This is a genomic window from Geothrix sp. (assembly GCF_020622065.1).
In the GTDB taxonomy this organism is placed as follows: domain Bacteria; phylum Acidobacteriota; class Holophagae; order Holophagales; family Holophagaceae; genus Geothrix.
Genome location: NZ_JAHRYQ010000001.1, coordinates 804,662 through 818,600, shown reverse-complemented (window position 1 = coordinate 818,600; position 13,939 = coordinate 804,662). Strand labels below are relative to the sequence as shown.

The 13,939-nt window shown below is 69.4% G+C and carries 11 protein-coding genes and 1 tRNA gene; 2 read left to right on the top strand and 10 right to left on the bottom strand.

The genetic code is table 11. From position 1 onward, the window contains the following. Nucleotides 1-20: 20 nt before the first annotated feature. The 3 genes from QZ647_RS03820 to QZ647_RS03810 form a co-directional block, all read right to left on the bottom strand. Complete coding sequence (locus QZ647_RS03820; protein WP_291270903.1) at nt 21-2,318, bottom strand: UvrD-helicase domain-containing protein; 2,298 nt, start codon at nt 2,316-2,318, stop codon at nt 21-23. Nucleotides 2,319-2,327: 9 nt separating this feature from the next. Beyond that, nucleotides 2,328-2,708 (bottom strand): cytochrome c, encoded by a 381-nt coding sequence (locus tag QZ647_RS03815; RefSeq protein ID WP_291270902.1) that lies wholly within the window; start codon nt 2,706-2,708, stop codon nt 2,328-2,330. Nucleotides 2,709-2,772: 64 nt separating this feature from the next. After that, on the bottom strand, nt 2,773-3,099 hold the full coding sequence (locus tag QZ647_RS03810; RefSeq protein WP_291270901.1) for a cytochrome c: 327 nt from the start codon (nt 3,097-3,099) through the stop codon (nt 2,773-2,775). A gap of 47 nt (nt 3,100-3,146) precedes the next feature. Here QZ647_RS03810 and QZ647_RS03805 point away from each other — a divergent pair. Next, nucleotides 3,147-3,232: transfer RNA gene (locus QZ647_RS03805), tRNA-Leu, on the top strand. Nucleotides 3,233-3,261: 29 nt separating this feature from the next. On the opposite strand, the gene QZ647_RS03800 is transcribed toward QZ647_RS03805, so the two are convergent. Then, on the bottom strand, nt 3,262-3,804 hold the full coding sequence (locus tag QZ647_RS03800) for a hypothetical protein (protein WP_291270900.1): 543 nt from the start codon (nt 3,802-3,804) through the stop codon (nt 3,262-3,264). Between the two features lie 65 nt (nt 3,805-3,869). Here QZ647_RS03800 and QZ647_RS03795 point away from each other — a divergent pair, with 65 nt between their 5' ends. Then, on the top strand, nt 3,870-4,790 hold the full coding sequence (locus QZ647_RS03795) for an aldose 1-epimerase family protein (protein ID WP_291270899.1): 921 nt from the start codon (nt 3,870-3,872) through the stop codon (nt 4,788-4,790). Here the strand turns inward: QZ647_RS03795 and miaB are convergent. From miaB to QZ647_RS03765, 6 genes are all read right to left on the bottom strand, one after another. Beyond that, nucleotides 4,787-6,091 carry a tRNA (N6-isopentenyl adenosine(37)-C2)-methylthiotransferase MiaB gene (gene miaB / locus QZ647_RS03790; RefSeq protein ID WP_291270898.1) on the bottom strand — a complete coding sequence of 435 codons (1,305 nt, stop codon included), beginning with the start codon at nt 6,089-6,091 and terminating at the stop codon, nt 4,787-4,789. The two genes, QZ647_RS03795 and miaB, sit on opposite strands and share 4 nt — an antisense overlap. Nucleotides 6,092-6,146: 55 nt before the next feature. Further along, entirely contained in the window at nt 6,147-8,264 is a 2,118-nt protein-coding gene (locus QZ647_RS03785) for a TonB-dependent receptor (protein WP_291270897.1), read from the bottom strand. Between the two features lie 44 nt (nt 8,265-8,308). Further along, nucleotides 8,309-11,068, bottom strand: coding sequence for a TonB-dependent receptor (locus QZ647_RS03780; RefSeq protein WP_291270896.1), 2,760 nt, complete (start codon nt 11,066-11,068; stop codon nt 8,309-8,311). An 84-nt stretch (nt 11,069-11,152) separates the two neighbouring features. Then, on the bottom strand, nt 11,153-12,529 hold the full coding sequence (locus QZ647_RS03775; RefSeq protein ID WP_291270895.1) for an ATP-binding protein: 1,377 nt from the start codon (nt 12,527-12,529) through the stop codon (nt 11,153-11,155). Next, a complete protein-coding gene (locus QZ647_RS03770; RefSeq protein ID WP_291270894.1) occupies nt 12,516-13,247 on the bottom strand; it encodes a response regulator transcription factor in 732 nt (243 codons plus the stop codon). Before QZ647_RS03770 ends, QZ647_RS03775 begins: the two co-directional genes overlap by 14 nt. After that, nucleotides 13,247-13,870 (bottom strand): hypothetical protein, encoded by a 624-nt coding sequence (locus QZ647_RS03765; RefSeq protein WP_291270893.1) that lies wholly within the window; start codon nt 13,868-13,870, stop codon nt 13,247-13,249. Before QZ647_RS03765 ends, QZ647_RS03770 begins: the two co-directional genes overlap by 1 nt. Nucleotides 13,871-13,939: the final 69 nt, after the last annotated feature.

Here is a 13,939-nt window from a genome sequence, read left to right as displayed (position 1 = left end):
AGAGGTGCGGGCCGGCTGGATCAGACCCGCTCCAGCCCCCCGAACCGCGCCATGATGCGCTTGTCGCCGCCCTGATCGAATCGCACGGTGTAGGTCAGGCCATCCCCCCGGCCGGAGGAGGCCAGCACCGTGCCTGCGCCGAACCGGGCGCTCTTCACCCGCGTTCCCGCCTCGAAAGCAGTCGGATCTTTGGATTCGGCAGGTTCGGAGAACCGGTCGCCCTCCGGTTCACCCGAAGGAGCCGGAACCTCCTTCACCCGGTCGAAGAAGCTGCGGATGCGCTGCAGTTCCGTCGCCACGGAAGCGCCGCCGGACCCGCGGGTGAAGGAGCTGCCCGGCCGCACGCCCTCGCCCGACTGGTAGAGCTCGGTGCCCCATCGGATGGGCGCCGTCAGGGCCTCGGCGGGAATCTCCCGCAGGAAGCGGCTGGGCATGGAGAGCATCTCGGTGCCCATGATGCGGCGGCGGCGGGCGGCGCTGAGGGTGAGGCGCCGCTGGGCCCGGGTGATGGCCACATAGAAGAGCCTGCGCTCTTCCTCCAGGCCCTCCGGCGTCTCCCGGGCATTGCGGTTGGGGAAGACATCCTCCTCCATGCCGATGACGAACACATAGGGGAACTCCAGCCCCTTGGCGCAGTGGATGGTCATGAGGCTGAGCTGCGCGGCCTCCTCCAGCTGGTCCGTGTCCGAGGCCAGGGTGATCCGATCCAGGAACTCCGACAGGCGCAGGCCCAGGGATTCGGATTCGGCGGCGGCGCTGAGGAATTCCTCCAGGTTGCGGATGCGCCCTTCGGCCTCCAGCGTGGCCTCATCCTCCAGGCTCTGGAGGTAGCCGCTCTCCTGGAGCACCCACTTCACCAGGCCCGCCAGCCCCTGGGCTTCGCGCTCCGATCCGGCGCGGTGGAACAGCTCGAGGAACTTGCCCAACTCCCGCTGGGCTCGGCCCTTCAGCTCGCCCGCCCTCAGCAGCAGCGCGAGCCCTTCGAGCGGCGTGCCGCCCTCGGGAATGGCCGCCTCGATCTTCCCCAGCGTGGTGGGCCCCACGCCGCGGCTGGGCGCGTTCACGCAGCGACGGAAGCTCACCAGATCGAAGGGGTTCGAGATGAGCCGCAGGTAGGAGATGAGGTCCTTGACCTCCTGCCGCTCGTAGAACTTCACCCCGCCCACCAGCCGGTAGGGCAGGTTCTGGGCGCGCAGGGCCTCTTCCATCTGCCGGGACTGCCAGTTGGCGCGGTAGAGCACGGCGACCTTGATCTCCGGTTCGAGATACCGCAGCTCCTGGATGCGCTGCACCACCCACTCCGCCTCCAGGCGCCCCTCGTCTGCCAGCTTGAACTGGATGGATTCACCGTCCCCCAGGTCGGTCTTCAGCGAGCCCTTCCCCTCCACGCGCTGGGAGTTGTTGGCGATCACCTCGGATGCAGCGTCCAGGATCTTCTTCGTGGAGCGGTAGTTCTGCAGCAGCTCGATGCGCACGGCCTCGGGAAAGTCCTGCTGGAAGTCGAGGATGTTGCGGATGTCGGCGCCGCGCCACCCGTAGATCGACTGGTCCTCATCACCCACCACGCACAGATTGTGGTGGCGTCGAGCCAGGTGCTGTACCAGCAGGTACTGGGCCCGGTTGGTGTCCTGGTACTCATCCACCAGGATGTAGCGGAACCGCTCGCCGTAGGTCGCCTGCATCACGGGATCGCGGAAGAGCCGCTCGGTCCAGAGCAGCAGGTCGTCGAAATCGCAGGCGCGATGGTTCTTCAGGCCCTTCTGGTAGAGGTCGTAGGCGTCCAGCACCTTGCGGGTCCAGGGGTCCAGGGCTTCCTCGCGGGCCTCCTCCGGCAGCAGGCAGCGGTTCTTGAAATCGCTGATGATCTCCAGCACCTTCTTGGGGTGGAACTGCTTCTCGGGCAGCTTCAGCTCCGCCAGCACCTGCTTGACGAGGCTCTTCTGGTCGGCCGGATCGAAGATGACGAAATCCCGGCCCACGGGCGTGCGCTCCCCCTCCCGGCGAAGGATCCGGGTGCAGAAGCTGTGGAAGGTGCTCACCCACATCTGCGCGGCAGGTACGGACACCAGGCGCTGGACGCGCTCCCGCATCTCCTCGGCGGCCTTGTTGGTGAAGGTCATGGCCAGGATGGAGCCTGGATGGACGCCCTCCTCCTCGATGAGCCACGCGATGCGGCGGGTGATCACCGTGGTCTTGCCGGACCCCGCCCCGGCCAGAATGAGCAGGGGCCCGCGGGCATGCTGGACGGCTTCCCGCTGGGGGGCGTTCAGGTTGCGGAGCAGGGGGTGGGTGGAGGGGTCGGAGAGGGCGCCAAGCATCCCTTCATCCTATCGGCCCCCCTCCGGTTCCGCGGCGATGGCTTTGCCCTTCTCGGCCTTGCGGAGCACCTCCTTCACCAGAAGCGCCATGTCCGCCTCCGTCAGCTGGTCCTTGAAGGAGGGCATGACCCGACCGAAGAAGATGCCCTTGCGGATGGTCTTCACCATGTCGGCATCGGTCTCCCCGGCGACCTTCTTCGCATCGGTGAAGTCGAACCCGCCCAGCTTCTTCCCCTCGGCGTTGCGGGCCGAGCCATCGGGACCGTGGCACTTCACGCAGTTCTGCGCGAAGAAGGCCCGAAGCTCCGTCACCGTTCGGGCGGGCTGGGGGGATTCGGCCGCCCGGAGGCCGATGGCCAGCAGGCAGGAGAGAAGCAGGGGCATTCGCATGGGCACCTCGGCGGGATCAACCCTCCTGCCAGCTTGCGCCATGCGCCCGGCGGCGCCAGATCCGCTAGCGATTTTTCCGCTGGGCCGGTGGGCGCACGATGGTCGCCAGGAGGTGCCGCGCCTCGGCTTCCGACACCTGGCGCCCGAACCCCGGCATGGCGCCGCGTCCTTTCAGGATCGAGACCACCAGTGCGCCCTCCTCCTGCCGGGCCAGCCACCGGGCATCCGCGAGGTTGCGTCCGCCGAGCTTCGCACCGCCGGGACCCCGGCCTGAACCGTCCGTCCCGTGGCAGACCTGGCAACGCTCGCGGTAGAAGGCCTTGAGATCCCGAACCTCGGCGGAAAGGGAGGGCAGGATCGCCAGCAGCAGCGCGGTGGTCCGTAGCTTCATGGGTCGAAGCTACCACGATGGCCCGGTCGCCGTTAGGCTGGAACGGCGCGCCCGTGGCGGAATGGCAGACGCCGCGGACTTAAAATCCGCTTCCGGAAACGGAGTACCAGTTCGAGTCTGGTCGGGCGCACCAACACCTCGCCGATGGCCCTGTGAATGCCTTCAGGCCTGCTCCGGCATCAGCTTCAGCAGGGAGATGAGGATCCCATTGAATCGTTTCCAGCCGGACAAATCGCCGCGGACCAGGCGATGGGCCTTCACCCAGTCGCCGTCGGCGGCAGCCTTGGGCACGCCTTTCAACATGAAGTCGTAGGCCAGGATGCGGGCAGCCACAGCCGGATCCAGCGCCCGGTCCGGATCCTCCACCAGATCCACGCCCACCAGCTTGCCGAAGCGGGCGTACTCGGCGCGGCCCAGCACGGGAATGAAGCCCCGGCCGCAGAAGCGGGCGCCGTCGCCGGGCTCGGTGTTGCCCAGGGCCCGCTTGAACGCGTACATGCGCCGGAAATAGGCCTCCGTGCCCTGCTCCTTCTCGGGTGCGAACAGGTAGCTCTCGGCCCCGATGATGGCGATGGCCGCCACCTCCGTGGCCGGCTCCAGGATCTTGAGGGTGGCCAGGGCCTCGGTCACCAGCGGCCAGTGCTTCTCCACATTCGCGAGGGGCGCATGGAGAGTCGTCGCGATGACATCCGCCGTGAAAGACATGGCTGCTCCCGGAGAATTGCGGCAGGCTAGGCGGGCAATCTACCACGGTCCGGTAACCTGACGGCATGGACATCCACCGATTGCAGGCTGGCCCGTCGAGCGCGGCCATCAGCACCACCGGAGCCGAGCTCCACGCCCTGCGCCTCGCCGGACACGACCTGCTCTGGGACGCGGGCCCCCTCTGGCCCCGGCATGCCCCCCTGCTCTTCCCCATCGTGGGCCGGTTGAACGGCGACACCCTCCGGCACCGGGGCCGGACCTTCTCCATGCCCCGGCACGGGTTCGCCCGGGAGCGGGACTTCACCTGGATCGAGCGGTCGGAAGGCACCTGCACCCTGGAACTTCGCGATGACGCCGCCACCCGGGCCTGTTATCCCTTCGCCTTCTCGCTGCAGGTGACCTGGACCCTGAGCGCCATGGGTCTGCGCATGGATCTCGCCCTGCACAACCCGGGACCCGATCCGCTTCCCGCCAGCCTGGGCCTTCATCCCGCCTTCCGCTGGCCGCTGGCCCCCGGCCTTCCGAAATCGGCCCACCGCCTGGTCTTCGCAGCCGACGAACCCGGCCCCCTCCATCGCCTCACCCGCGAGGGGCTCCTCGATCCGACCCCGCGGACCAGTCCCATCCAGGACCGGATCCTGCCTCTCCGCGAGTCCCTCTTCACGGACGATGCACTCGTCTTCGATCGGCCTCGCAGCCGCGCTCTGCGCTTCGAGGCCGAAGGCGGACCCGCCCTCGACCTGCGCTGGGAGGGCTTCCCCCACCTGGGCCTCTGGGCCAAGCCCGATCCCGGTCCCGCCTTCCTCTGCCTCGAGCCCTGGGAGGGGCATGCCGATCCCCAGGGTTGGACCGGGGCGTTCAGCGAGAAGCCCGGGAGCTTCCTGCTGCCCCCGGGCGCCGCCCGCCGCTGGGCCCTCGACATGTCTGTGACGGCGGGGCCCTGGGAAAGCAGCTTTGCCGCGTTCCCAAGGACTCCCACGACCTAGACCAGTTCCGCGCCCAGGAAATGGGGACTGGCCAGGGTGACCCGGGCGCGCACGAGCTCGCCGAACGGCAGCTCGCGGCCCGGCCCGGCCGCCAGATGGATCGTCTTCCACTCGCCGCTCCGGGCCAGCCACCAGCCCTGCTCGTTGGGACCGTGGGTCTCGATGCGCACAGGAATCTCACGGCCCAGGAACCGCTCGTTGCTGGCCCGCGTGAGCTCGCTCTGGCGCTGCTGAAGGCGCGTCAGGCGGGCGGATTTCACCGCCAGGGGCAGGTCGTCCTTGAGGCGCAGCGAAGGCGTGCCGGGCCGCGGCGAGTAGATGAAGCTGAAGGAACTGTCGAAGGCCACCTCGTCCAGCACCCGCATCGTGGCTTCGAAGTCCTCGTCGGTCTCCCCGGGGAAGCCCACGATGAAGTCCGTGCTGAGGGCCATGCGGGACCGGCCTTCGCCCAGGTAACCCAGGCGCTCCAGGTACTCGGCCACGGTGTATTCGCGCAGCATGCGCTTCAGCACCCGGTCGCTGCCGCTCTGCAGGGGCAGGTGGAGGAAGGGCGCCACTTTCGGATTGGTGACCAGGACCCGCGCCAGGTCCTTCGTGAAGTTCATGGGATGGCTGGTGGTGAAGCGGATCCACTCCAGGCCCTCCACCTCGGAGACGCGCTCCAGCAGGTCCGCGAAGGTGCAGCCTCCGGCGTAGCTGTTCACATTCTGGCCCAGCAGCTCCACCTCGCGGTAGCCGCGCGCGACCAGACCGCGCACCTCGGCCAGCACATCCTCGTACGGCCGGTGGCGCTCGGCGCCGCGGGTGGTGGGCACGATGCAGTAGGTGCAGGCGTGGTTGCAGCCCTCCGTGATGGTCACCAGGGCCTTGGCCGTATCCCGCCGCCGCGTGACCGAGGGGGGGAAGAGGTGGTTGTCCGGGTATTCGCCTGCATCCATCACCCGGGCCTTGCCCGCCTGGGCCTCGGCCACCAGCCGCGGCAGCTGCTTCAGCGCCATGGTGCCCAGCACGAAGTCGATGTGGGGCGCCCGCTTGAAGAGCGCGGCCTGTTCCTGCTGGGCCAGGCAGCCGGTGACGCCCACCATCAGCGGGCGCCGCTGCTTCTCCTCGCGGAGGCGGCCCAGCTCCGAATAGACCTTGTGCACGGCCTTCTCGCGGATGGAGCAGGTGTTCAGCAGCACCAGCTCGGCGTCTTCCACCGAATCCACCGCCTCGAAACCCTCGGCCGACAGCAATCCCGACAGCTTCTCGCCGTCGTGATCGTTCATCTGGCAGCCCCAGGTCTGGATGTGGAACTTCATGCACCGGCCCAAAACCATCGATTGTACCGGAAGCCTGTTGAAACGCCTTCCCAGATCAGAACCGGTACCGGGCGCCCAGGGTCACCTGCCGGCCGGGCAGCAGGTAGTACTGGGCATCCCCCAGCTCGCTCTCGGCCACGGGCTTGCGGCGGTCCGTGAGGTTCTGGCCGCTGAGGCGGAGGTCCCAGCGGCGCTCCCGCCATCCAAGGCTGGCGGCGTAGGTGGCGTAGCCGCCCGCGGGCGCAGTGTTGCGTTGGTTGAGGAGGACCGCCCCGGCATAGTTCATCTCCACCGTGGCCGTCAGTCCCCTGGCAGGCGCGTAGGCCAGGCCCAGCCCACCCAGGTGGTAGGGGGACATCTCCAGCCGCTTGCCCGCCAGCTGCGTGAGGGTGCCGTCCCCGAAGTCCTTCTGGTAGTTCCGGAACCGGGCGTCGTGGTAGCTGTAGGCCGCCCGGGCCGTGAGATCGCCGGCGACCCGGAAGCTGGCGCTGGCTTCGGCCCCCTGGAAGCGCTCCGCGCCGGCGTTCACGAGCACCGGCGCCCCCGCCGCGGATTGGGGGACGACCAGGTTCTGGAAGTCCATGAGGAAGGTGCTGACCTCGAGGGTGAGACGCCGGTCCAGGAGGTCGGCCTTCAGGCCGAGGTCGTAGCTGGTGGCCGTCTCCGGCTCGAGGATCCGGGCGCTGCTGTCCAGGCCAAAATCCATGGCCGCGGGTTTGAAGGTGCTGCGGACACCGGCGAAGAGGTTCACCCGGTCGGTACCCGACTGCCAAGCGGTCCAGGTGGCCCCGGCGCTACCCGACAGGCGCGTCGTGGTCTTGGTGTCCGAGCCACCGTCGAGGGCGCCGCTGCCGAAGTCCAGCGTGGCCGCGCGGCGGGCCTCGTCGGCCCGCGTGAGCCGGAGGCCGGCCTCCAGCACCAGCCTGGGCACGGCCTGCCACTGGACGAAGGCATAGAGTCCGGAAAAGTCCCGGCGGTCGTCGATGCGGATGTCGGCCTGACTGGGCAGGGTGGCCGCTCCGGGTGCGTTGGATCCGTCCAGGTTCACGGTGTAGTCGAAATCCCCGCCTCGACCGCTGCCCTGGCCGTGGAGGTGGTCCACGCCGGTGACGACCTTGAATGCCCCGCCCAGGGACCAGGTCAGGTGGGAATCGAAGTAGACATCCGTGAGGTCGATGCGCTCGCGGAATCCATGGGCGTTGGGATCCGCGGGGCCCACCTCGGTGAGGAACCCGCGGAAGGCATCCTGCCGGGCCCGCGCGACGGAGAGGGTGGTGGACCAGAGGACCGAGGCCTCCAGGAGCCGATCGTATCCGGTGGTGAAGGTGAAGCGCCGGTCGTTGAGGAAGGCCCCGGCCGGATTGTGGTTCGCATCCAGGGGCACCTGGTCGGTCAGGGCCCTGCCCACCCGGGGGAAGGGACTCGCGGGCTTCTGATCCACCGCCGCGCCTTCCAGATCGAACCGGATCACGCCATCCAGGGCCTGGAGCCGGTTCCGCCACAGGAGGTGGCTCCGCTTGAAATCGGTGCGGGCATCCTCGAAACCCTGCTGGTCGTGATCGACCGTCAGGCTGGAATCCACGCCCGACCAGACCGGCAGCCGCAGGGTCGCGCCAGCGCCGAAGCTGCCGTGAGTCCCCAGGGAGAGGCGCGCCGAGTTCTGGGTCTCCGCAGGCAGGCTGCGGATCACCTGGATCACGCCGACGAAGGAGGTCGCCCCGTACATCACGGGGGCCGCGCCCCGCTGGACTTCGATGCGCTCCACGCCCTCCAGGCTGAGGGTGGACAGGGCCGGATTGAAGGCGCCGCCCCAGGGCACCCCATCCACCACGAGCAGGAAGGCGTCGAACTCCTTCAGGCCCCAGAACTCCGGCACGCTTCCCGCCGGGCCGCCATCGCCACCGGGGGCGATGAACACCCCGGCCGCCAGACCCAGGGCGGACCGGAGGTCCGTGGCCCCGCGGTCCGCGAGCTCCCTGGCGGAAAAGACGCTGATCGAGGCCGGCACCTTGGCCGGATCCTCAGGGAACCGCGTGGCGGTCACCTCCACCGTGGCGGTACCTTCGACCTTGATGGCGGCCCTGGGCGCTGCCTGGGCAGGAGCCTGGGCCTGGAGGCCCGCGCCCGCCACCAGGAGGCAGGAGATCAGGGGCAGAAACGGATGGGGCGCCATGGGTGCTCCAGGGGCAGAAGGTGGAAACAGGATCGGACCGGGGCTCAGAACCCGGCCCGGAGGCTGAACTGCCACACGCGCGGCTGCTGGAAGTTGCCCGGCGTGAAAGCTCCGCCCAGGTTGTTCACCCAGGTCATGGGCTGGCGGTTGGTGGCATTGAGGATGTCCATCGCGGCCCGGAGATCCACCTTCTGGACGCGGATCCGCCAGGCCAGGCCCAGGTCGAGGCTCATGACATGGGGCAGTTCCTGGTCGCCGCGGGTGGTGCCGGGGGCCAGCACATTGTCGCCGGAGACCTTCACGAGGCTGCTGTACCGCAGGCCCGACCGCCAGAGGAACGCGAAGGACGACTCCAGGTTCCAGGGCAGGGCCGCGCTGCCGAAGGCCTTCCAGGCGTGCTTCACTTCCTCGTTCAGGGTGCCGTCGTAGGGCGACAGGCGGTAGTCCTGGCGCAGGCTCGGGATGGAGGCGAATCCCGTGTTCTTGCCGGTGGAGGTGTTCACATTGCCCACCTCGGAGTTGCCGTTCAAGTCGCCCTGGCTGTAGCTGAGCTGAAGCCGGTGGCCGCCCTCGAAGGCCCGCCGGGCCATCAGGTCGAAGCCCCGGAAGTCCCGCCTCAGCCCCGGCAGGTTGGCGATCACCTTCTTCGTGGCAGAGGCGTTGGCCAGGGCATCCAGCTCGGGCAGGTAGCCGTAGGTGGAACTGTAGGTGTCGATGAGATCGCGCACGGCCTTGACTGTGACCGTGGCCTCGAAGGTCCAGGTCCCAAACCAGGGCAGGTCCTGGACCCGCTCCACGCCCGCCTGGTAGAGGTCCGTCCGCGGGGCCTTGAGATCGCCCACCGCCACATTCTTCACGCCCTGCACGCCCGTGGCCTGCCAGGTGCGCCAGTCGTTCAGGGAGGGAACCCACACCTGCTTCACCGTGGCGGGGCCGCCGGTGGTGGCCCCGGCCGCGGCAAGGTTGCCCGGGGTCGCGGGGCTGTAGATGCGGCCGGCGTAGGCGTAGAGCCGCGTCCGCCCGTCCGTCGCGGGATCCCAGGACAGACCCACGCGGGGGCTCAGCAGGGTCTGGCGGTAGAGCTGCCGGCCGTCCTCCGCATCGAGACTCGCCCGATCCACCCGGAGGCCCAGGTTGGCGATCCAGCCGGCGGCGAAGGTCCAGTCATCCTGGGCGAAGAGCCCCAGCACCTCCTGCTTGAGCGGACTGCCGTAGGAGCCCGCCTCCGCCAGGGTGCGCTGGTAGAGGTAGCTGGCCCGGCCCCCCACCAGCTGGCCGGAGACCGGACTGGCGGTGGCGAGGCTGTCGCCGGCGGCGTAGCCGTAGTCGCTGCCGTGGATCGACAGCAGGCCCGCCCGGATCGCCGCCAGGTCGCCGGCGGCGGGTCCGGCGCCACCGGCGGCCCGGTCCAGGTAGGACAGGCCGAACGAAGGCCGCTGGAAGACCTTCGTGTACTCGGAGGCCAGGCCCTGGAAGCCGGCCTTGATCTGGTGCGACCCCACGAAGTAGGCGAACTCGCTCCGCAGGGTGAGGTTCTGGACGCGGTCCAGGCGATCCTCCGCATAGGCCCCGAAAGATTCGGCGCCAGGCGCGTCCAGCTGCCCCCGGGACGGCCCCGCTTCCGGCGTCGCCGGGAACCAGTGGAAGCGGGTGAGGTGCAGGCCTAGGGTGTTCTCCCAGGTGAGCTGGGGGCCCAGCGCGCCCACATGCTTCAGGAGGTAGCTGTCGCCGCCCCGGGTGCGGTTGGGCTGCTGGAGATCCTTCACGCTGCTGTCGCCGGCCGTGTCGAAGTTGGTCTGGGTGACGGGATCCCCGAAATAGCTGAACTCCAGGCGATGCTCCGCGCTGGCCAGCCAGGTGAGCTTGAGGAAGCGGTAGCTGCGGTCCTCCTCCTGGCTCCGCCGGTGGGGAGCCGCTCCTGCGGGCTGGACATTCTCGAAGTCCAGGTTCATCAGCTGGCGGTTGAAGGCCCCGAAGAAGAAGAGACTGTCCTTCACGAGGGGGCCGCCCAGGCTGAAGCCGAACTCGTTCGAGTCCGTGGGCCGCTCCTCCGGCGTGGTGGCCTTGCCCCCATCGGGCCTGGCGTTCAGCCCCCGGAAGATGCGGCTGGTGAACGCGGCCCCGTGGTACTCGCTGCCGCCGCTCTTCGTGACCAGGTTGTAGACCCCGCCGGAGGCGAAGCCCACCTCGGCCTTGTGGCCCCCGGTGGTGAGGGTCTGGCTCTCCAGGATCTCCGTCGAGAGGTTCATGCCGAAGCGGCCCGTGGAGCTGAGCCCCGTGGCCATCCCGTCCACCAGGTAGGCGTTGGCGTCGAGCATGGAGCCCAGCACCACGGGTTCCGGCTTGCCGGAGGGCGTGACGCCGGGAGCCAGGTAGGCATGCTCCACATAGCGATGGGGGGAGAAGGGCAGGCGGACGAGGTCCTCCGCGTCCAGGACCGTGTGGGCGGTGACGGAGCTGCCCTCCACCCGGAGCGGCGAGGCCTCCACGGCCACCGTGGCCTGGGCCTCCTCCAGGCGCAGGCGGATCTGGATCCGCTCGTCGGCCCGCAGGTGGAGGGTCCGACCCTCCAGGCGGTAGGTGCCCGGAATCAGGCCGGCCACCGTGGCGAGGCCCTGGCCGTCGGTCTTCAGGTTCCGCCGCTCGCCCCGCTCCACGGATTCGAGCACCAGAAGTGCGCCCGGCCGGGGCTTCCCGCCGCGATCGAGGACTTCCACCCGGAGCGCCCCCGTGGTCTGCGCGGCGGCAGAGGCAGCCAACAGAAAGGCCAGGGGTCCGAGGACGGGCACGCGGGGGAACGGCATGGAGGCTCCGGATGGGGAGGACGGATCCACCGCGGGCCCGAAGTCGGACGCCGAAGAGGTGAGGTTAACCTTACATCAACCTGATTATCGCGTCAGGTCCCGCGGAATCCACAGGTCCACCCGGGTGCCCTCACCCAGGCGGCTCCGGATCTCCATGCGGCCGCCGAGCATGCCCGCGATGCGCTTCACGATGGCCAGGCCAAGCCCATATCCCTCGAGGGGCCGGCCATCCGGCGGGCGGAGGAAGGGCGTCCCCAGCCGCGGGATCCACGCCTCGGGAATGCCCGGGCCATCGTCTTCCACGAACAGCGCCACGGTCTCCGAGGTCGCCTGGGCCCCCAGGGTCACGCGCCCTCCCCGGGCCGCCTGGCCCTGGGCCGCATGACGCAGGGCATTGGCCACCAGGTTGTGCAGGGCCCGGGTCAGGAGCAGGCGGTCGCCCTCGACGGCGAGGTCCGCCCCGGCCTCGAGGCACAGGGCCACACCCGCGTGCTCCGCCGCCGCCTCGAAGAATCCCCGGACTTCCTCCAGGAGCTCGAGGACGGGAACCCGGACCCGCTGCAGCCCCGGCGGTGCGTGCTCGGACCGGGCCAGGAACAGGATCTGCTCGATGAGGGCGGCCATGCGGTCGCACTCCTCCAGCAGCCCTCCCAGAGTGGCAGCCTCGGCTTCGGGGCAGTCCGGCCTCAGGGCCCGGTTCTCCAGGGTGCTGCGCAGGTTCTGCAAGGGCGTCCGCAGCTCATGGGCCAGTTCCGCGCCCAGGTTGCCCACCCGGTCGAAGGCCTCCTGAAGCCTCGAGAGCGTGGCGTTCAAGGTGGTCACCAGTTCCTGGAGCTCCCGGGGAAAGTGCTCTGTGGCCAACCGGCGGTCCAGGTTCCGGTCACTGATGGAGCCCGCTTCCTGGGCGATCTGGCCCAGGGGCGCCAAGCCCCACCGTGCGATGGCCCGGGCCACCAGGGCCGCCGCGGCCGTGGCCAACACGACGCCCAGCGCCAGCGTGCGGCGGAAATCGCGGATCAGGGCCTCTTCGTGGGTGCGATCCATGACGAGGATCAGCGTCCCCGCCTGCCCCCCGCCCGACCAGGCCCGGGCCACCACGGAATACACGCCCCCTCCCGGGGCCGGCTGTTCCAGGGCCGGTGCCCCCAAGGGTGGGGCCACCAAACCCGGAAGTGCCGCCATGTCTCCACTCTCGGCCAGGATTCGGCCCGAGGCGTCCCGCACGCGCCAGGCGGCCTTCTCCGGCCGCGGGTGTCCGCCTGGATCCAGCAGGGGCAGGCCGGCGGCCAGGCGCTGGGTGAGGGCCCGGGCCTGGCCCTCCATCACCTGGGCGTCTTCCGCCTCCAGCGAACGGCGCAGCGCCCCATCCATGAAGAGGGCCAGGAGCGCGGCCAGGACCATGGCCGCCAGGCCGAAGCCCACCTGGAGCTTGAGGAGGATGCTGCCGCTATGGGGTTTCACGGGGCTCCAGCAGGAGCCCCACCCCGCGGAGTGTGTGGATCAGCTTCACGGGGTAGGGTCCATCCACCTTCCGGCGCAGGCGCAGGATCTGGACATCCACCGCATTCGGATCCACCGCACAGTCCATGCCCCAGATGGCCTGCACCATCTGGCCCCTGGGAACCACATGGCCCGCATGCTCGAGCAGAAGGGTCATGAGGGCGTATTCCTTGGGCGTCAGATCGATGCGGTGGCCCGACCGGCTGATCTGGCGGTGCCCCGAGTCCCAGACCAGATCCGCCACCTGCACCCGCCCCGTCTGCTGCCGTCCCTGGACCCGCCGGGCGATGGTCCGCAGACGGGCCACCACCTCCAGGATGCTGTAGGGCTTGGCCAGGTAGTCGTCGCCGCCGGCCTCCAGGCCGTGCAGGCGATCCACCAGGTCCCCCTTGGCGGACAGGAAGATCACCGGAGTGTCGTTCCCCGCCTCCCGCAGGCGCCGGACCAGGGTGAGGCCCGAAATCCCCGGAAGCATCACATCGACCACCATGGCTTCGAACGCCTCTTCGGCGCAGAGGCGGAGACCCTCTTCCCCGCTGGAGGCCTGTCGGACTTCAAGCCCTGCGGCTTCCAACCCCACGCGGAGCTCCGAGGAGGTCCGGGCCTCGTCTTCCACGATCAGGACATGGAGCGAGGCGGGGCCCCGGGCCGACAGGGGGAGAATCCCGGTCCGCGGCATCAAGGCACCAGGTGATCAGGGTCGGTGGGCGGGCGTGGCGCCTGGACCTGGAGGCACCCGGCCAGGGGCTCGAGCCGCAGATCCATGTGGCCCGCCATGCTCCGGAGCCAGAAGGAGGCCAGGTTCTTCGGCGCGTCGGGAGGGGGATCGGTCCGAAGGGCCGGCGGCATGGGGGCATCGGTGATCCAGCGGAGCACCCAGACATCGGGCCGCGCCTCGGCTTCCACGATCAGGGGCCCCGGAACGGCCCAGGGCAGGATCTGTCTCGTGAAGACGGCGACCCAATCTTGCAGCATGGGCTCCGGCCAGAGGGAGTGCCGGGCGCCGGCATCCACCACCTCGACACGGCAACGGAAGAGGTCCGCCATGGGATCCAGGCGGCGACGGAGCCCCGCCTCCCACTCCGCCCAGGACGCCACACCTCCGGCGGGCAGGCGGCCCAGGGCCAGGGCCCGGGCCATGTCGATCAGGGATTTGCCGTCGTCAAGGACCGAGCCGAGCCGCATGCGGTTGCGCGGATCCATGGGCTGTCCCGGCTCGCTCAGATCCAGTACGCCCTGAAGTCCCGCCATCAGGTTGTTGAAGTCGTGCAGGGCCGCCCTCCAGAGCTCTTCCGAATCCATGCTCCCTCCGGGCCGCACAAAAAGCCTTGAATAAAGTTACCTTGGAGAGGACCTTCTGTGCATCATCGG

Coding starts and splice junctions, on each gene's coding strand:
- QZ647_RS03795 (WP_291270899.1), top strand. CDS start 3,870: ATGGACATCCACCGATTGCAGGCTGGCCCGTCGAGCGCGGCCATCAGC.
- QZ647_RS03785 (WP_291270897.1), bottom strand. CDS start 8,264: ATGGCGCCCCATCCGTTTCTGCCCCTGATCTCCTGCCTCCTGGTGGCG.
- QZ647_RS03820 (WP_291270903.1), bottom strand. CDS start 2,318: ATGCTTGGCGCCCTCTCCGACCCCTCCACCCACCCCCTGCTCCGCAAC.
- miaB (WP_291270898.1), bottom strand. CDS start 6,091: ATGAAGTTCCACATCCAGACCTGGGGCTGCCAGATGAACGATCACGAC.
- QZ647_RS03770 (WP_291270894.1), bottom strand. CDS start 13,247: ATGCCGCGGACCGGGATTCTCCCCCTGTCGGCCCGGGGCCCCGCCTCG.
- QZ647_RS03815 (WP_291270902.1), bottom strand. CDS start 2,708: ATGCGAATGCCCCTGCTTCTCTCCTGCCTGCTGGCCATCGGCCTCCGG.
- QZ647_RS03765 (WP_291270893.1), bottom strand. CDS start 13,870: ATGGATTCGGAAGAGCTCTGGAGGGCGGCCCTGCACGACTTCAACAAC.
- QZ647_RS03780 (WP_291270896.1), bottom strand. CDS start 11,068: ATGCCGTTCCCCCGCGTGCCCGTCCTCGGACCCCTGGCCTTTCTGTTG.
- QZ647_RS03810 (WP_291270901.1), bottom strand. CDS start 3,099: ATGAAGCTACGGACCACCGCGCTGCTGCTGGCGATCCTGCCCTCCCTT.
- QZ647_RS03800 (WP_291270900.1), bottom strand. CDS start 3,804: ATGTCTTTCACGGCGGATGTCATCGCGACGACTCTCCATGCGCCCCTC.